Here is a 17,958-nt window from a genome sequence, read left to right as displayed (position 1 = left end):
GCCCAGGCTACCCCAGCCCTTCCCAAGCCATCCGCTGTCTGAGCGCTGGTGCGAGGACCAGCGCCGCGATGACGCTGCCGGCCAACAGCATCCAGGCGCCGAAGTACGTGAAGAGTTTGAGTTCTGGTGCCAACGCCGGCCCGAAGTTGGCTGCCATGAGAATCACTCCGCCGAGGATGAGCGCGGTCGAGACGATCACTTGGATGAACTGCTCCACAGTCGAGACGAGCAGATTCTTGATCGTGGAGATGTTCAGCCCGCTCGTTCCGACGTCGAGCGTCCCGTCCTGCAGGTGGCCGGCAATACGCGAGATCTGTCCGGGCAGCTCGGCGATCTGTGGTGCGGTCGCTGCCGCATAGAGCGTCATCTCGTGTCGGTCGACTCCCAGTCCCCCGACTTCGCGCAGCAGTGTCTTCCCGTTATCCGTGACCAGTGCCAACAGGTTGAGCTCCGGCACGAGGCGAGTGATCGACCCTTCCAGCGTGCTGATGGCACGGAACGCCGTCGCTACCGAGGCCGGCATCGGGAATCCGAAGTCAACGACGAAATCGATGAGCTCACCGAACAGTGCCGCCGAGGTCGAGCCTGGAGCACCGTCTCCGTACTTGAGCATGATCTGCCCGATCTCACGCTGCAGCTCTCGCAAATTCACCTCACTCGGAGTGCCAAGCAGCTCAAGAATCGCAGCTGTCGCTGCTTGCGAGTTCTGAGAGTCGAAGGCCATCAGCAGCAGGGCGATCGCTCTGCGGTCGCGTTTGTCGATGCGCCCAACGGCGCCGAAGTCGACGAGGCCGGCGCGGCCTGCGCTCGAGACGACGATGTTTCCGGGGTGGAGGTCGGCGTGGAAGATACCCTTCCCTAGCACTTGGCGCACGACCATGAGGAAGAGGTCCTGGGCGATCTCTCTGCGCGCGATTTCGGAGAGGTTGTCGACCACCTCGGTGCCGTGGGAAAGCGGCACGCCCTCGACGAGGTCCATGACGATGACGAACTCGCCGGACAGCTCCTTGTACACGTGAGGGATGTGGACGACGGAATCGGTCTTTGTCGTCGACCGGCCGGTCTCATCAGCGAGACGAAGAGCCTCGATCTGGGCGAGTTCCCCACGGTAGTCGAGTTCGCCTTGCAGGGAATCGACGAAGCTGCGGGCGAGCTTCGCGATGCCGATCTTCTTCGCCCAGTCGGTGGTGCGGTCGAGGCGGTCGGCCAGGGTGAGGACGATATCGCAGTCTGCCCGGACCTGTTTGCGGATCTTCGGTCGCTGCACCTTCACTGCGACCACGCGCCCTTCCCAGGTCACGGCGCGGTGGACCTGGGCGACAGAGGCCCCGGCGAAAGGTTTCTCGTCGAACTCGGCGAACACCTCGGCGACGGGGCGGCCCCATTCGGTCTCGAGTTGGTCCTTCACCTCGGCGAAGGGAACGGGCTTCACTCCGGCTTGGAGGGTGGAGAATTCCTCGACAAATTCGTGCGGGATCATGTCACCGCGGGTGGCGATGAACTGGCCGAGTTTGATGAACGTGACCCCCGAGGCAGCCAGGGCATCACGGGTGGTGGAGGCGATCTCTCGGAGGGAGACGCGCAAAGTGGGGATCCGGGGTCGGAGGTAGCGGGAGAGGCCGAATTTGATGAGGATCGACTGGATCTGGGCCAGGCGATTGACGCGGCGGTACCAGGTGGGGATCTTCGGTGCGTTGCGGATGAGTGAGCTCAGTGTGCCCGAGGGCATGATGAGTTCGATCGCAAGGAGGACGAACATCTGGATGACGATGAACCAGGCGAAGAGCAGCAGGAAGACCATGATGGCGGGGAAGCTCATCGACAGGTTCGGGTATTGGTCGGATTCGGAGATGCCGAGGAGTTTGTACGCCTGGAGGGTGATGGGCCAGATCGAGAGGCCCATGACGAGGGAGACGATGGTGTTGCGGGCGGCTCCGGTGCCGGTGAGCATCATCCGGCGGACGAGGAATCCGACGATGAGCGCGCTGAGGACGCCCAGTCCGATGGTGTAGAGGATCGTCACCAGTTTGTCGCCTTTCGTTCGGCTGTCGCCTGCGCACGAATGGGGTCTGTATGTTGGCCTCAGTGAGGTGCACCAAGGCGCGACACCGTCATCAGCCTAGTCGATCAGTAACAATTGCCAATCGGATTCTCATAGCAATTAGAGAGCTATGAGAATGAGACGCGCATGCGTACTACGTCGTTATGCCATGATTCCAGGCCAAGTCGGCCCCATAGGAGCCTCCAGAACAGGTCGTCCGGTGTGCACCCCGCTACCGACAAGACCAATAGAATGATCTGCCAATGGCCCTTCTACGTGGAACTGCAACTCTCTGTCTAGCGGACGGTCGTGCAATGAGAGCTACGGAAGGATATTCTTAAGACATGGTGAAAAAGGTAGCGAAAGATGACGTTGCTCGCGAACGAGCTGCCTTAGTCAGCCTTCTCACTCATGGCGAACGCATGCAATGGGCTCAGCTGCGAGATCGGCTCGCCAATGATGAGGCGTTACCGAGCATGCTAGTAGCGGAAGCTGATGATATACGAGCAGGCTATGAAACTATCGAAATATGGGAAAGTAAATCGGGCGGAGCCAATTTCTATAGCTACCTGGATCCAGGCTTTCCTGATCAGCTCCGCACAGTGTGGGACTTCCCTCCCTTCGTGTTCCTCAAAGGCGACGAACGTCCGCTTGACTCACAACTGGGTGATTTGGGCGTCTGCATTGTCGGGTCTAGAAAGCCACACCCTGACTCCGTCGTTGCAACTGAAAGGATTGCTGAAGCTCTTTCGGCCAATGGCATCACGATCGTTTCTGGACTTGCGGAAGGAATTGACCAAGCTGCCCACCGAGCAGCACTTCGACGGAGTGGAAGAACAGTTGGCGTAATAGGAACCGGAATCGATCAGTATTATCCTGCAAGTTCGAAAAAATTGCAGATGGAGCTAGAAGCAGGCCATGGAATGGTGCTTTCGCAATTCATTCCGGGTTCTGCCCCGACGAAATACTCATTTCCTATGCGAAATGCGACTATGTCCGCCTACGGCTCGGCTTCAATCATTATTGAAGCCTCAGAAAAATCCGGGACCCGACACCAGGCTCGGCAGGCTGTAAGACACGGTCGGCCTCTTATCTTGTCGCCCCAGGTCGCACGAGAGACGACGTGGGGCAGACGTCTTGCAAACGATCCTTTAATTGACGCCAAAGTCGGCCACACTTTAGAACAAACCATTGAACTTGCGTTAGCAGCCTTTGAAGGACGTTCAGCCCCTCAGCTGTTGACAGGAGCGATTTGAACCACATGGACCCAGCTGATCAACAATTTCTAGCCCGAGTTGCCCATGTCTTCAGCAACGCGTTTCGCCCAGATACGTCTAAGCAAGCAACGCTCCTGGATACGACGGGCACCCTATGCGGTCAGTGCGGTACCCCAACTGCCGGATATCCAAAGTGCTACAAATGCGGCCAAGAATTCAAAGGCACCGGCTGGGATCATTTGCTACCTAATGCGGTCGTCCCGCTTTCGTATGCGATCAGCGGGCAGCAGTCAGGCATAGACATATATGCGTATAAAGATCCGCGACGCGCCCAGCCTGCGCTGTCTCGGCTCCAGATCCTAGTCTACTTCTTCGTAAAGTACCATTTGCGGTGTCTTGCTTCACAGGTCGGTTTAGATCCGACACATGCCGTATCAGTACCGTCCGGGAAAGGACGTCGAGATCATCCGTTACATCTGAGTCTTCTTCCATATTTTGGCAGGGACCTGGAAAATCAAGAAGCCAGACGTGTGGCCCCGAATCGCGCCGCCAATGAGCGTCAAACAGCAATTGATCCAAATCTCTTCGACGTCGGTAAATTCGAGGCAGATGACCATGTAGTGGTGCTTGAAGACACCTGGGTTTCTGGCGCAAACTGTCTTTCGCTTGCTATAGCCATTCGCCGAGCAGGCGCGGGTGCAGTTTCGATTGTTTCCGTGGCTCGATTTTTAGTCCCGAAATTTGAAGATACTCAAGTATGGCTGTCCGAACACTCACCCCTTCCACCTTATGATCCGCTTTTCTGCCCAGTATCTAGGTCTTCAAGATGCCCATGAACGAGTCGAGAATCGTTCAGAAAAGCAGAACTAACTAAACAGTGTGCAGAGGACTCGGTGTTGTAACTTCGCCCTGGCAGTGAAGCTCCCCAAAAATCTGGAGCAACGTATTTGCCAACCCTTCGACGGCGGCCGCTTTGTCCTCATTCTGGAGCCGCTTATTTGAACAAATACACGACACATTTCACCATGCACGTTCGTACGTACCAGCACAACTCAATGCCTTCTAATACAGCGAGGTACTGACGATGAACCTTACGAGTTAGTAGATAAAGAATTACATTTCTAACTAGCCGACCATATTACGAGGTTCCGCAGGGCAACTTGATGCCCGAACTGCCAAGGTCCCTCATCAATAGAACCGGGCCGAGAGTCTCATCCCTCCGGCCGATGCCCGGCCATGACCTTCTCGAACAGCTCATCGCCGAGCTTGTCGTAGTTCGCGTCCTCCGGACCTGTGTTGGGTCAAATGGGTTAGTGCCTTGATCACTGCGGTTTCAACGCGTCGAGGAGTTGCGTCTCGACGTCACCGAGGGCTGGCGGCAGGGTCGTGATCGTCCCGTTGATCTCGACAACCGCCGACCGTAAAGGCTTCAATATCCTGAGGAACCGACGGATCGACATTCCTGTCCGGTCCTGAACGGTTCGAGAAACAGCAAGCGCTGCGAACACGATCGTCAGATGCGCCTCGATCGCGTCCCTGGTACGAGCGAACATCGGCCGTGCCCGCAGGTCGGTCTTCGACATCCGGAAAGACCGCTCGACATGCCACAGGTCGTGATACGATTCGACAACTTCGGCCGCAGGCATGATCGAGCGCTCAATATTCGTCACGTATCCTTTCCACCCACTGAGTGTCATGGCCCGGGTGTAGGCGGCTTCGTCGAAGTCCTTGGCCCCGCTCTTCGTCTTCACGAACCGTGCACTCTTCTGGGCTCTGATGCCCTCGATGACATCGATGGCTCGATTACGTTGAGCATTCAGTGTCTGCTCATCCCGTAGGGCGCGTTTCCGCCGGTACTGCCACACGGCCCGCCATGCGTGTGGGAACTGTTCTGGAGTCCATACAGGTTCGCTCCGGCGATCGGTGCGGTTCGGATCAAGCGGTCGCTTCCCCCGCGGGGTCACAGTATCGACGATCTGCCCGTCTTCGGCGTGATCACCATTCCAGGCGAAGTGCGTTGCCAGGTCACTCGGTGCTTTGGTCAATCGCGAACCGACGATGAAACGGAGTCCGGCGTCATCCAGGGCGTGTAAGTTCGCGGCTGAGAGCATTCCCGCATCAGCGACAACGACCATGTCCGATAACTGGTGGCGGGCTTGGAAGGCCTTCACGATCGGGATGATCGTCGCTGTTTCTGCCTGATTGCCCTCGTAGCAGCCGATCTCGAGGGGGAACCCGGTCCGGTCGACGAGGAGACCGACGACGATCTGTGGGTCAACACGACGTTCTTTCGAGTACCCGACCTTACGCAGATCGTCTTCTTTCTCTGCCTCGAAATACAATGTCGTCGTGTCATAGAGGACAAGAGAGACATCCCCGTTGGTGGCTGCGTGGGTGAAACACGCGGTAGCGATGAGATCACGGAACGCATTCGTGTGGGCTCTACGCAGAGCCCGCTTCCTCGTGGAATGACTAGCAGCAGTGCGTCCCAGATCGGCTAAGACCCGGTCGGCATCGAGGAGACTGGTGGGTTCGACGATCCGAGCGATAACAAGATCACGGAAGACGTCGTCATCGATGACGTCGAATCCGAGGCTGGCGTACACATCGGCTAAAGCCTCGTAGAGCACGTTGGCTGCTGACTTGATGACCCGAGCCCGTGGCACCCTGTCCGGGCGTTGTCGGTCTGATTGTTCTGTGACCAGTCGTGCCGGTGACGGGTCGGGGATCATGCGTGACTTCGCCACGGTCGGGGTCAGGCCCAGGTCGAGTGTTCCCTGCCGGTCATCAGCGAGAAGCTCTTCGGCTTGGGCGATGAGGAGACCGAGTTCAGCCTCGTCGCGGGCAGAGCCGAGGTGGCGGACGATGCGTCGGCGTCCACCGACTGACTCAGCGATCTGGACAGCAGTGGCACCCGATTTGGTGCGAACTCGTCTGATCCAGGCCATTCCCCGATTCTACCGACCCGAATTAGTGCCTTAACCGGGCACTAAACGACACCATAATCCCTGGTCAGAGCCTTCCGGGGTAACGGAAACTGTGCAGGTGACCCAACACAGGTCAATAGAACCGGGCCGAGAGTCTCATCCCTCCGGCCGATGCCCGGCCATGACCTTCTCGAACAGCTCGTCGCCGAGCTTGTCGTAGTTCGCGTCCTCCGGGTACCACTCGTCGAGTGAGGCGAAGTCACCCTTGTCGTCATAGCCGAGCTCGGACACCGACTTCGCCCACTCAGTCCCCGCGGTGCCTAGCGTCTTCGGCGCATCCGGCACCTCGGCCTTCTCAGCGGTCTTGTCCGACAGGGTCTTCGCGTACTTCGCCATCTGCTTCTGCACGTCATCATCAAACGGCTTAGCTGATCCGTCGTTGTCCTTCGCCTGCTCAATAGCCTGCGCCTTCGCACCGATGACGACCTCCATCATCGTGCTAAACGTCGTCGACATCGAGTCGAAAATGACCTGCTGGTAAGCGACCGGCAGTTCCGAATACTTCTTGCCCGCCGTGATTGCACCGGCCGACCGAGCAATGCCCGCGTCCGAAGCAACACCGATGTTCGGGGCGACCTCGAAGGTGCCGGCCTCAACATTTGGCGCCAGCTGTCCGAGGTCGCAGTCGACGGTTCCCCGCTGCAGCGCCTCATACGTCTCCGGGAACGACAGCGACACCGGAGTCGCACCCAAATCGGTCACCTGCTTGCCGGCGGCGGCCGAACCGACACGAATCTGCTGGCCCTTCCAGTCAGCGAGCGAGGTCATCGGCTTCGAGCACATTGTCGAATACCCACCGGCAGCGAGCATCGGAATGAGCGGGACGAGGTTCTTCTCCTTGAACTCCTCGAGCACTTCGGGCGTCTCCCACGCAGCCTGCACACCGGCCGCATTCGCCGCCAGGTCACTGGCCACCGGCGAGGACGGCAGCGTCGACATGGCCGTGCCGATCGCGTCGAAGGCCGGGTACTCCGCCGGAGTGTACGACGGCAGAGTGAACGCGAGATCGACGCGGCCATCGGCCAGGGCGTCATCGACGTCGGCGTAGCTGGCGATCGCCTGACCCCATACGATGTCGACGGTGATCTTGCCGCCCGAGCGTTCCTCGATCGCCTTCTTCACGTCGAGTCCGTTCGGCGCGAGGATCGACTTCTCAGACATCGCCGAAGGCTGGAACTTGATCGTCACCGGATCAAGATCGGCCAGAGCCTCATCGATCTCATCCTGGGAGGCGTCATAGGCGAAGCCCTCCCCCGCGGAGTCTCCTGAACCCGAGCCGTCGCCGCCGACGGAACCGGCGCACCCGGCCAACAGTGCCAGCGATGCGACCGCCGCGATGGCCTGGGCGGGGCGTGCTGCCGAGCGGAAGCGCTTCATGGGACTCCTTTGAACGAGAGCTGAGAAATCCCTCCAATCATATGCCTGAATGAGGTCACCCTAACCATGAGTCCGCTCACACCCTGCGGCAGCCACCTGAACAACATAGTGCACGGTTGGGCGGGGCCACCTCTGCGAGGGTTATCCGGACATTCCCCCGCTGGTGCGGCTGATGAGGTCGGGCAGCCATTCGGTCATTCCGGGCACGGTGATCATGAGGATGAGGAAGACGACGGCCACGGGCAAGAACCACAGCAGGGAGGTGAAGATGTCGCGCAGAGTGACCGTGGCACCGAGGTTGACCTCGGGGTTCTTCGCGATCGAGTGGACGATGTAGGGGATGATGCCGACCGGCGGGGTGACCATGGCGAACTCGCCGAGGAGGACGACGAAGACTCCGAACCACAGCGGGCTCACACCCATCGTCTCGAGGGTGGGCAGGAGGATCGGGATGGTCAGCAGCATCATTGACAGGGTGTCGAAGAACATGCCCATGACGATGTAGAGGACGATGAGGACGAGCAGGAATCCGATCCGCGACAGTCCGAGGTCCGTGATGAGGCCGGTGAGGATGGGGGCGAGTCCGGTGATGGCGAGCAGGCTGGTGAGCATGGTCGCGCCGATCATGATGAAGAAGATCGCCGAGGTGGCCGCCACCGTATCCATGGCCGAATCCGCGACCTTGCGCCACGGTTGTTCGCCCCGTTTTTCCCACAGGCAGAGGAGCAGTGAGCAGAGCGCGGCGGCGGCTCCGGCCTCGGTGGGGGTGAAGATGCCGGAGAACATGCCGCCGAAGAGGACGACGAGGATGACTGCGAATCCCCAGATCCCGGTCAGGGAGGTGAAGCGGTCGCGCCAGGTGGTCGTGGTGCGGGTGAAGCTTGGTGTATCTGCTGTGCCTGTTGTGCTCTGGGCGTTGTGGCCGCGGCCGACGAGTTTCGGTGCGATGACGCCGATGGCGAAGATGAAGGCGGCGAAGCACACCGCGAGCAGGATTCCGGGGACGGCTCCGGCCATGAGTGCGGGGCCGACGGGCACGGAGGCGATGCCGGCGTAGACGACCATGAGGATCGAGGGTGGGATGAGGTTGCCGGTCATGCCGGAGACCATGATCGTGCCGACGGCCATGCGGCGGTCGTAGCCGGCTTTGAGCATTTCGGGGATGCCGGCTCGGCCCAGGGCGTAGGTCATGCCGATGGTCGACCCGGTGACGGCGGAGAGTCCCGCCCCGGCGAAGGTGGTGCCGATGCCGATGCCGCCGGGCAGCCAGGAGAACCAGTGGTCCGCGACGCGGTAGACCTTGCCGGACAGCCCCGATTGGGTGAGCAGCATGCCCATGAAGATGAACATGGGCAGCACGCTCATCGACCAGTCCGAGACGGCGCTGAACGGTGCGGTGGAGAGGATGTTCATCGTCGCCGGGATGCCGGATACGGCGTAGACGCCGATGATCGACGGCACGGACAGTGCAATGGCCACCGGGACAGAGAGGAAGAGGAGGACGAGCATCATCCCGATGCACCAGGCTCCGCCGATGGCCGCGGATGGGCTGGTGAAGAGGCCGATGAGGCAGACGGCGACAAGTCCGAACCCGACGGTCAGGGCGAGTGCGCCGGGGCGTTCGCGACGGGAGCCATTCGGTAAGAGAGCCGTGGTGGGTTTCTGGGTGGTGGCGCCGGTGATGCTCGCTGTGTTGGAGTCTTCTGGCGGCAAGGGTGCGCCGGTGAGGTCGATGTTGGCGTTCACTGCTCCTCCCCTGTTTCGGTGCGCCGGCGGCGAAGGATCGCGACGGCGTCGAGGATGTACAGCACGGCAAGGAGCACAAACACAATCGGCACGAGATAGTACACGGGCCAGGTGATGACGGCGGAGACGTCGGCGGTCGATCCGATCGCCGTGTTTTCCAGAGCCTTGGTCAGGCCGAACCAGGCGAATGTGATCGACACGAGCGCGCCGAGGATACAGGCGAAGACCGTGAACACCGCGGCGGTGGCAGGCTTCGCTCGTTCGACTGCCATGGTCACGGTGATGTGTTCCTTCTGCAGCTGAGCGGCCGGGATGCCGAGCAGCGCGACGATGGGCAGATACCAGTATTCGACGATCTCGTTGGTGCCGTAGATCGGGGCATGGAAGATCGACCGGGCCAGAGCGTGGGTGACGATGTGGAGCATCATCACGATGATCGCCGCGGCCGTGGTGACCGTCAGCCATCTATCGAGGACTTTGGTGAACGTGCTCATCAGGAGTCACTGTAGCCGTCGGCCGCGGTGGTTGCGGTGCCTGCACCGTTTGCGGGTTCTATTGCTTCGGCGCCGGTTGCGAGGTCTGCCCCACCGCCGGTCACGTCGGCGGCACGCAATGCTTCAATCAGGTCGACTACCTCGGAGGCATCTGCCAGCCCCTCGGGGATCATCGCTGTGACTCGACGCGCGCCGGCCTCGGCGAGGGCGATGGGGTCGATACCGGGGATTTGGGAGTAGCGACGGGCACTGCGTGGCAGGAGCGCAACACCGAGCCCATTGGAGACCAAGGATTGGATGGCGCCGGGGTTGTCGGTGATGTGGCGGGTGCGGGGTTCGAAGCCGGCGGTGCGGCAGAGCCGTTCGGCGGTCAACCGGCAGCGCACGCATCCCATGATCCACGGCAGGTCGGCAACATCGTTGAGGTGTTGGATCTGCCCGGCCCGGTTCCACCGTTCGGGAACGAGCAGGTCGAGGTGGTCAGCGCCGAGGTCGACGGTGGTGTGTCCGGCCAGCTCGGGCGGGACTTCATCTTCGTGATGAAAGAGGAAGGCAATGTCGATGTCACCGTCATCGAGCAGACGCAGCGCTTCGGGCGGTTCAGCTTCGGAGACTTCGTACGAATGGTGAAGTGGCGAGTCCGTACCTGTTCCCGCGTTGGCTTCGAGTCTGCCGAGCGCCGCGGCCAGTGGCCCGATGACGAAGCTGGGGAATCCGGCGAGGCGGACATTGCGTCCGCCGAGGCCGAAGGCTTTCGCAAGGTCACTGCGCAATCCCGTCACCGAGGTGGCCACCTCGTTTGCGCGGATGCGGGCGAGCTGACCGGCGGTGGTCAGTCGGATGCCGCGTGGCGTGCGGTCGAAGAGGGTGACGCAGAGGTCCTTTTCCAGCGCAGTCATGTGCTGGGACAGTGCTGGTTGGGACCAGCCGAGGACGCGGGCGGCGGCGCCGATGCTGCCGGATTCGGCGATGGCGCCGAAGATGAGGAGGCGTTTGGGCTCGCCGAGGTCGAGAGCCTGTTCGAAGACATTAGCCATAAGTCCAGCTTATGTGAGAGCAGAGCAAACTGGGTCTACCGGAGGTGGATGATGCGCACCACACTGAAAGTAGACGTCGTGAACTAACTGCTGATTAGAGGAGTGGGAGTATGCGCAGGATCGGTCTGCTGGGTGGAATGAGCTGGCATTCGAGCATCGAGTACTACACAAAGATCAATGATGCCGTGGCCAAGAAGCTCGGCGGTCACCATTCCGCCCAGATCCTGCTCGACTCGTGCGACTTCGCAGATATCCGGGAGCTGCAGGAGGCCAACGATTGGGCGGGCAGTGATGACTCGCTCGTCGCGACGGCGCAGCGTTTGGTCGATGGCGGCGCCGAGGCTGTTGCGATTGCCACGAATCTCATGCACAAGTGCGCGCCGGCGATCGAGGCGCAGGTCGATACGCCTCTCATTCACATGGTCGATTCGATCGCGACAATGGCGAAGCGCCGGGGCTATTCGACGCTGGCGGTTCTGGGCACCCGATGGACGATGCTCGAGGACTTCTACACGGGCCGGCTCGAAGCCCAGGGCATCAAGACACTGGTGCCTGATGAGGCAACATGCCTCGAGGTCGATCAGATCATCTGGGACGAACTCACCCAAGGGATCTTCACGGACACGTCCCGTGCCCGGTACATCGAAATCATGGACGATCTCAAAGTTCGTGGCGCCGAGGCAGTGACACTGTCGTGTACGGAGATCGGTCTATTGGTTCCCCCGGAAGCCGCTCCCCTGCCGGCCATCGATTCAGTCGATGCGCATGTCGCCGCAATCGCGGAGTGGATGATGGCTGACAATCCTGCGCTCACCTACTCGTGAAGTTCCGGCACGAAAGCTTCAACGGCCAACTACTGGGTACAAAACTTCATGGCACGCCCATCACCGGCGCCGAAACATAGGGGCCATATATTCCTCAGACAGAATGAGGAGCTTGTGGAACGGGGCCCTCGGATGCAACCTTGACCTTATCCATGGTCCCGTGGATCACCCCGGGAACCGCAGCCAGCAATCGACGACTCGATTCCACAGGGTGCCGACATACACAGGAAGGCCCCGCTCATGTTCCAGACTTCGAGCATCGGACTCGATGTGCACGCAAAATCTATCCACGCCGCGGTCCTCGACACCACCACCGGGGAACTCACCAGCAAACGCCTATCTGATGCCACCGACGCCGCTGTCATCGACTTCATCCACACCCACTGCAACGACCCCACCAACGCTTGCGTCGTCTACGAAGCCGGCCCGACCGGCTACCACCTCGCCCGAGCACTGTCTGCGGCAAACATCGATTGCGACATCATCGCGACCTCGAAACTCACCCGCCCGACCGGCGACAAGGTCAAGACCGATAAACGTGAGGCCGAGTTCCTCGCCCGCGTCGCCGCCGTCGGCGAATACACGACGGTGCGCATCCCCACCGTCGAAGAAGAATCCGCGCGCGACCTCGTCCGTGCCCGTGACGACATCCGCCAAAGCCTCGTCTCGGCGAAACACCGAACCTCGAAACTCCTCCTGCGGCAAGGATTCGTCTTCGCCGGCAAAACCGCATGGATCGACCAGTACTGGCAATGGCTGCGCCGCATTCGCGCCGACGGCCTCGACGGTGCCGGGCCCGGCTCCCTGGCTGCGTTCGACTACGGGTACGAAGCCATCGCCACTCTCGACCAACGACGCCGAGGCCTCGACCGACGCATCACCGAAGCCGCTGCCACCTCGACCTTCGCTCCAACCGTTCCTGCCTGTCCTGCCTACGGGGCATCTCGACCTTGTCCGCCTACGCCCTCGCCGTCGAAATCGGGGACTGGACCCGGTTCGCGCCCCGATCCATCGGCGCCTACCTCGGGCTGACACCGTCGGCGCATTCGTCTGGCCAATCTCGCATCCAAGGAACCATCAACCGCACCGGGAACACTCACGCCCGCCGACTCCTCGTCGAATCCGCTTGGCACCACGCGAAGCCCTATCGGATCGGCAAGATACTGCGCACCCAGTTCGAGGCTGTTCCAACACCCGTGGCTACACATGCCGACAAAGGCAACCGGCGGCTAAATGCACGGTGGGGGACGACGAAGATCAGGAAGAAAAAACTCCGTGATCACGGCCGCAGTAGCCAGAGAGACCGCCGGTTGATGCCAGGTTTCGGTGACGATGGACGCCTGAGAACCCCCTATTCTCGTGACACCTCACCTCATGGTGATGCAGCGTGCGCGATGACGATCGACGCTTCAACTGTGAGCCATGAACGCCTCCAACGGTCATGATGCTCGACCTCAGAGGAGCCGCAACGTCATTGATTCGAAACGTTGTCCTGCGGTAACCAGATCCGCGCATATCAGACTGACCACGTGTCCCACAAGGAACACGCAATCACCATAGGGGCGGCCCGTCACGACGAAGCAGCCGTGGCCATTGGCCGGATCACGGCTGCCTCACCTTGCCCACTTGACAAACCCCTACGTATCAGTGGCGTCAGCGGCCCGAAAATGGAAGTTCCGTCCCGCGGGCCGCTATAGATTCGGAGACGGATCAGCTCAACTCGTCGTAGCCCGACATAAGCGCATCCACGTCAAGAGTAAAGCCGTGGCAAGTACAAGCCTTCTATTTTGGCCATCGAAGTCGTAAATTGTTCCAATCACTCCTACTTTAGTTCTCGGCAACAGCCTGTAACACTAACGAGCCACGAGACACCCGTGCAGGCCCCCGCCTTCCTTCCCTTCAAAGCAGCTCGGCGCGCCCCGAATTTTTCTCGTAAACTACTTCTTGAATGCAGGCCTATGTAGTATATTCCTTATCACTGGTCGTCCTAGGTTAGACTTAAACCGACCTCGACTGTCGAAGGATCTGGTCATGCTTGAGAACAACGAAGTGACTCTAATCAAAGTTGAAATCTCCGGCGAGCTTTTGGAATCACCTCCAAAGCGTCAACCACCCAGAGAACTCTTGGTAGATCTACCAGGAATAGAAGTTGATGGCGATAGTCGAATTGGCCAAGGATTCAACGGAGTACCCGACCAAACTTTCATTTTCGATATACTCTCGGACATCATATTCGGTGCTGCAGGCAATGCGCTTTATGACCTGGGCAAATGGTTGTTCGATCGCTTCCGTCGACCACGAAAAGGAGAACAATGCGACGGTGGCGACATAGCAAAGGTCACAATTACCACAATACATGCCATCTCTAAAAACGGGGAAGCAACCGAGGTCAAAACCAAGAAGCAAGTGACCGCCACCGGTCCTGAAAGCCTGGTGAAAGAACTTCTGGAGATCGTCAAAAATGATTAATAATACGGCGTCACTGAATACAATCGAGAAATGGCAATACCAGAAAATACTTGAAAACGGCGCGATCCCTGATGATTTCCTAATTGAAAGTCAACTGGAAAGATGGAATGAAACTCATCATCGCAAATTACAAGACGATGAGAAACAATTTATTCTGAGACTGTCTGAAAGTTGTCCATCCAGGTATGAACTGGCAAACCTTTTGCATAAATACCACCTCGCAAGCAATTCCGTTCGGGCGATGCAAAAACAATCCTCCGATACTATGGGTTATCTTGATGCGAAGTTTGTCGTTGCCACTGGATTCGATGGCACAACGCCGCGGACCGTAATCGGAGACACAAGCATCACCACATCACCTACGAACCATGCGGTGAGCTGTTCACAAGATCCGGAGCAAGAGAAAGCGCGTCCTTCGCAAATCTCTAGGTCGGCAATTGTGTGGATCCCAAGCGGTGCCTCGCAGCTTATAGCCATGACTGCAAATCTTATTTCTGCGCGTCTCATTGTTCCGATTTTCGGTGATTTTCGGGTTCTTACACGAGCAATAGCGGAATACTTCACCCTGACCGATCTACTTGCTCTCTTCCAGGTAAAGGATTTCACCGTTGAAGTGGGCCCGGATAGTGATGCATCTGGTCGTAAAATGATTCTTGTAAACACGACTCCGCTGAGCGAAGGGCCTGAGACAGACTGCCTGGACATCCTGGAAATTGCGATGCTGTCCTTTGAGATCGGACATGAAGTAGGGCATATCTTTCATGGCCACTTCTACGAAAGGCCCTGGATTGATGCACATTGCTTTCGGTCAAACCCCGCAGACTCCCTCGACTACCTCACAAAAGTAGAAATTAATGCCGACACGGCTGGACTGAATACGATTTGGGACGGACTCAAAGCAACAACCGGGGTCCCTATTGACATATCCTGGCTTGGCGCAATTCTACCACTCGCCGCTCATGCTGGCATGGCGGCGCTGTGTTCTTCTGAATCTGATGACGCGAGGACGACATACAACAACTGGCTCCAGCGGCTTCACTACTCCTTGAAGAGTATGTATCAAACTCTTCATGGAACGAGAACTGAGCCCTGGCGATCCATTCCGATCATCAAGGCCGCCCCATTGCTCGCCGCTGCGCTTTATGAGTTCTATCGCGTCGGCGGAGATAACACGCTTCAGCAATCAACTGGCGGTTTGACTGGCGAAGAGCTATATGACGAGTTCAAACCATTATGCGAGGATTATCTTGGATTGTTCGATCGCTAGAATTGTACGGAAGCGCCTTTCGGTAGCACCTGTGGACTGAACCGGTGTGTAAGCTCGGTACATCGTCGACACTGAATCTCACCACATCGGTGACAGCCAGTCTCAGAGCTTTGTATGTCGTTACACAGGTGCTACCCGAGGGCCGCTTCCGTACAGTGTCGTGCACCGTCTTAGGTAAGACAATGAGGTGAGGTCGGCAGTCCCCGCCGCTGCAGCCAGTAAGTAGTTGTGTTACCCTTTCTCCTCTGCTATGGGTGCATTCGAGGTTAACCGTGAGTTGTGGCGGTTTTCCTGGCAGGAGGTCCCAGGCTGAGCTACCCACGGCTCTGAGCCCTGGTGAAGTTGAGGCTCCAGACTGAATCCTGCAATCTATTGAACGGTTTGGAAGGTCACCGGCGCGAAGTTTATGGCATCATAGCCGCCCGAAGGTACCTACCGAGACATTTCCGTGTCGATAGGGTCCCTGCGCGCATCCGTCGTGAGGCTGGAACCCAGTGGCTCCAGAGATCACCGCGTCATTGTCTATTTCCTTTCGCATACGTCCGATCATCGGTGATGTCACTGCGCGAACGGTCTTTGAGGAACTTGAGCGCAACCAACGTGATGACCGCCGAGATGAGGATGTAGACGGAAACGGCATATCCGGTTCCGAACTGGTGGATCAGCCAGGTTGCAATCAGGGCTGCGGGACCACCGGCAATGATCGAGGAAAGCTGGTAGCCCAGCCCAGCACCCGTATAGCGGAGGTTGGTCGGAAACGACTCGGCGATGATCGATGCCTGGGGCCCGTACTGCATTGCATGAGGAACGAGGCCGAGGCACAGGGCGACGAATGCCAACCAGGTGACCCCGCTGTCGAGGAGTGCGAAGTAGACAAAGCCCCACACACCCATAATCGCAGAGCCCCAGGCATAGATCTTCTTCCGTCCGATTGTATCCGAGTACAAACCGAACAACGGAACCAGGATGAACTCCACGCCCGCCGCGATCAGAGTCCCGATCAACACGAAGTTGTACGTGTAATCATGCCCATTTGATCCGCTGGTCATGTAGGAGAGCACGAACGCCGTAACCACGTAGAACGGCATCTGCTCCGACATCCGCAAAAGCGCGGAGAGGATGATCTCCTTCGGAAACCTGCGAATGACTTGCATCAGTGGCGCGGTCGTCGTGGTCTGTTCCGCGACTACCTTCGAGAACTGCGGCGTCTCCATGATCTTCAGCCGGATGTAGAGGCCGATAGCCACTAGCACCAGGCTGAGGAGGAACGGAATGCGGAAGCCCCAAGAGATGAACGCATCCTTTCCGAAGATGCCGTTAAACAACGACATCAAGCCGGTCGAGAGGATCAGGCCGATGGCCACGCCGAGCTGAGGCCAGCTGCCCATCAGACCACGGCGCTTCTGGTCGCCCCATTCCATGGACAGCAGGACGGAACCGCTCCATTCACCACCGACCGCGATGCCCTGAACCACCCGGAGCAGAATGAGGATGATCGCCGCTGCGTCTCCCCACGTTGCCGATCCCGGCAGAATTCCGATGAGGGCGGTGGAGATCCCCATCATCAGCAGGGTGACGATGAGCATAACTTTGCGGCCGATCCGGTCTCCCCAGTGACCGAAGATCGCCGCCCCGACTGGGCGAGCAAGGAATCCGACGAAGTATGTGGCGAAAGCGGCGAGGGTACCGATGTAGGCAGAGACGTCGGGGAAGAACAGGTGCGGAAACACCAGCGCCGAGGCGGTTCCGTAGAGAAAGTAGTCGTACCATTCGATCGTGGTGCCGATGGTGCTTGCGATGGCTGCGCGTCTGACCTGGACATGGTGTTCGTGATCAGAAGGTGCAGGATTCTTCAGTTGGGACATCACAGCACACTTAGTCGCGAAATCTTCATTGACAATTCGACGTTACGACTGCCGAACTGTGTTTAACCCATGGCTCAGAAAACTCTCAGTAACTGAAACCGAATCTCCACCTCTGTGAGCGGAGAATCGTGCCAAGAGCCGCGCGATAACGAGTGGCTGTTCGCTCCCGAAGTCAACACGGACCGCCGTCGCGGAAGCAGCCCGGGTAGAGTCGCTGCATGTCGAAACCACAGCGAGCGAAGGCACGCCGCACCGCCAGTCGTGCGTTCATGGTCATCACTGTCGCGTGGCTGGTCGGGGTCTTCGGACTCATCATTGCGTGGTTGCTGGCACCAGACTCACTCCCGGAGGGGCAGTGCAGCGGACTGGGCTTCGGCTGCACCCTCACACCACGCGATTCGATCCAATTCGCTGGCTTCTTCTTTGCCCTGCCGGTCACCATATTCTGGTTCATTGCCGGAGCGATCGCGACGTCTCTTCTCGGTCGGTTCAGCACGCTCAGCTGGCGGTGGATCGCACTCATCTCTCTCGGGATCTGCATAGCCTCAGGAGTTCTTGCCATTGGTGCGGTAGTAATTCTCTTCTAAGACGTCGTCAGATCTGAGTCACATCTGTTTCGCTCCGTCTCGGCCCC

Annotated in this window: 14 protein-coding genes; 7 read left to right on the top strand and 7 right to left on the bottom strand. The window is 58.9% G+C overall.

All coding sequences use genetic code 11. The annotated features are described in order from the left end of the window. Positions 1 to 7 precede the first annotated feature (7 nt). Entirely contained in the window at positions 8 to 2,023 is a 2,016-nt protein-coding gene (locus AD89_RS0113785; protein WP_025779833.1) for an ABC1 kinase family protein, read from the bottom strand. A 362-nt stretch (positions 2,024 to 2,385) separates the two neighbouring features. On the opposite strand from AD89_RS0113785, the gene AD89_RS19730 reads away from it, so the two are divergent. After that, positions 2,386 to 3,297, top strand: a complete 912-nt coding sequence (locus AD89_RS19730; protein ID WP_081770486.1) for a DNA-processing protein DprA — start codon at positions 2,386 to 2,388, stop codon at positions 3,295 to 3,297. A 1,283-nt stretch (positions 3,298 to 4,580) separates the two neighbouring features. Here AD89_RS19730 and AD89_RS18700 read toward each other — a convergent pair. The 5 genes from AD89_RS18700 to AD89_RS0113750 form a co-directional block, all read right to left on the bottom strand. Continuing rightward, the gene (locus tag AD89_RS18700; RefSeq protein ID WP_035320878.1) at positions 4,581 to 6,206 is read right to left on the bottom strand and encodes an IS1634 family transposase; all 1,626 of its coding nucleotides are present in this window, start codon (positions 6,204 to 6,206) and stop codon (positions 4,581 to 4,583) included. Between the two features lie 135 nt (positions 6,207 to 6,341). Beyond that, positions 6,342 to 7,622 (bottom strand): TRAP transporter substrate-binding protein DctP, encoded by a 1,281-nt coding sequence (gene dctP / locus AD89_RS0113765; protein ID WP_025779829.1) that lies wholly within the window; start codon positions 7,620 to 7,622, stop codon positions 6,342 to 6,344. Positions 7,623 to 7,763: 141 nt separating this feature from the next. Next, positions 7,764 to 9,368 (bottom strand): TRAP transporter large permease, encoded by a 1,605-nt coding sequence (locus AD89_RS0113760; protein ID WP_025779827.1) that lies wholly within the window; start codon positions 9,366 to 9,368, stop codon positions 7,764 to 7,766. Next, positions 9,365 to 9,862 carry a TRAP transporter small permease gene (locus tag AD89_RS0113755; RefSeq protein WP_025779825.1) on the bottom strand — a complete coding sequence of 166 codons (498 nt, stop codon included), beginning with the start codon at positions 9,860 to 9,862 and terminating at the stop codon, positions 9,365 to 9,367. The genes AD89_RS0113760 and AD89_RS0113755 overlap by 4 nt, the downstream gene beginning before the upstream one ends. Then, complete coding sequence (locus tag AD89_RS0113750) at positions 9,862 to 10,899, bottom strand: LysR family transcriptional regulator (protein WP_025779823.1); 1,038 nt, start codon at positions 10,897 to 10,899, stop codon at positions 9,862 to 9,864. The genes AD89_RS0113755 and AD89_RS0113750 overlap by 1 nt, the downstream gene beginning before the upstream one ends. Before the next feature lie 110 nt (positions 10,900 to 11,009). Here AD89_RS0113750 and AD89_RS0113745 point away from each other — a divergent pair, with 110 nt between their 5' ends. The 5 genes from AD89_RS0113745 to AD89_RS19990 all read left to right on the top strand — a co-directional run bounded on the left by AD89_RS0113745 (position 11,010) and on the right by AD89_RS19990 (position 15,459). Beyond that, entirely contained in the window at positions 11,010 to 11,723 is a 714-nt protein-coding gene (locus AD89_RS0113745; protein WP_025779821.1) for an aspartate/glutamate racemase family protein, read from the top strand. 240 nt (positions 11,724 to 11,963) lie between these two features. Then, on the top strand, positions 11,964 to 12,755 hold the full coding sequence (locus AD89_RS18695) for an IS110 family transposase (RefSeq protein WP_231488685.1): 792 nt from the start codon (positions 11,964 to 11,966) through the stop codon (positions 12,753 to 12,755). Next, positions 12,674 to 13,168, top strand: a complete 495-nt coding sequence (locus tag AD89_RS20400; protein WP_231488683.1) for an IS110 family transposase — start codon at positions 12,674 to 12,676, stop codon at positions 13,166 to 13,168. Before AD89_RS18695 ends, AD89_RS20400 begins: the two co-directional genes overlap by 82 nt. Positions 13,169 to 13,754: 586 nt before the next feature. Then, complete coding sequence (locus tag AD89_RS19995) at positions 13,755 to 14,192, top strand: hypothetical protein (protein WP_155807462.1); 438 nt, start codon at positions 13,755 to 13,757, stop codon at positions 14,190 to 14,192. After that, on the top strand, positions 14,185 to 15,459 hold the full coding sequence (locus AD89_RS19990) for a hypothetical protein (RefSeq protein WP_155807460.1): 1,275 nt from the start codon (positions 14,185 to 14,187) through the stop codon (positions 15,457 to 15,459). Before AD89_RS19995 ends, AD89_RS19990 begins: the two co-directional genes overlap by 8 nt. 515 nt (positions 15,460 to 15,974) lie before the next feature. Here the strand turns inward: AD89_RS19990 and AD89_RS0113730 are convergent. Beyond that, a complete protein-coding gene (locus AD89_RS0113730; protein ID WP_025779817.1) occupies positions 15,975 to 17,324 on the bottom strand; it encodes an MFS transporter in 1,350 nt (449 codons plus the stop codon). Positions 17,325 to 17,542: 218 nt separating this feature from the next. Here AD89_RS0113730 and AD89_RS0113725 point away from each other — a divergent pair, with 218 nt between their 5' ends. After that, positions 17,543 to 17,911 (top strand): hypothetical protein, encoded by a 369-nt coding sequence (locus AD89_RS0113725; protein WP_155807458.1) that lies wholly within the window; start codon positions 17,543 to 17,545, stop codon positions 17,909 to 17,911. The last annotated feature ends 47 nt before the right edge of the window (positions 17,912 to 17,958 follow it).

It is taken from the genome of Brevibacterium sp. VCM10, assembly GCF_000583215.1.
In the GTDB taxonomy this organism is placed as follows: Bacteria; Actinomycetota; Actinomycetes; order Actinomycetales; family Brevibacteriaceae; genus Brevibacterium; species Brevibacterium linens.
Note: the sequence above shows the minus strand (reverse complement) of the source record. Positions and strands in the feature narration are given on the sequence as shown.

Bases quoted from the DNA above. Each gene is read 5' to 3' on its own strand.
- AD89_RS0113745 (WP_025779821.1), top strand. From the start codon at position 11,010: ATGCGCAGGATCGGTCTGCTGGGTGGAATGAGCTGGCATTCGAGCATC.
- AD89_RS0113755 (WP_025779825.1), bottom strand. From the start codon at position 9,862: ATGAGCACGTTCACCAAAGTCCTCGATAGATGGCTGACGGTCACCACG.
- AD89_RS19730 (WP_081770486.1), top strand. From the start codon at position 2,386: ATGGTGAAAAAGGTAGCGAAAGATGACGTTGCTCGCGAACGAGCTGCC.
- AD89_RS18700 (WP_035320878.1), bottom strand. From the start codon at position 6,206: ATGGCCTGGATCAGACGAGTTCGCACCAAATCGGGTGCCACTGCTGTC.
- AD89_RS18695 (WP_231488685.1), top strand. From the start codon at position 11,964: ATGTTCCAGACTTCGAGCATCGGACTCGATGTGCACGCAAAATCTATC.
- AD89_RS19995 (WP_155807462.1), top strand. From the start codon at position 13,755: ATGCTTGAGAACAACGAAGTGACTCTAATCAAAGTTGAAATCTCCGGC.
- AD89_RS0113750 (WP_025779823.1), bottom strand. From the start codon at position 10,899: ATGGCTAATGTCTTCGAACAGGCTCTCGACCTCGGCGAGCCCAAACGC.
- AD89_RS19990 (WP_155807460.1), top strand. From the start codon at position 14,185: ATGATTAATAATACGGCGTCACTGAATACAATCGAGAAATGGCAATAC.
- AD89_RS0113725 (WP_155807458.1), top strand. From the start codon at position 17,543: ATGTCGAAACCACAGCGAGCGAAGGCACGCCGCACCGCCAGTCGTGCG.
- AD89_RS0113730 (WP_025779817.1), bottom strand. From the start codon at position 17,324: ATGTCCCAACTGAAGAATCCTGCACCTTCTGATCACGAACACCATGTC.
- dctP (WP_025779829.1), bottom strand. From the start codon at position 7,622: ATGAAGCGCTTCCGCTCGGCAGCACGCCCCGCCCAGGCCATCGCGGCG.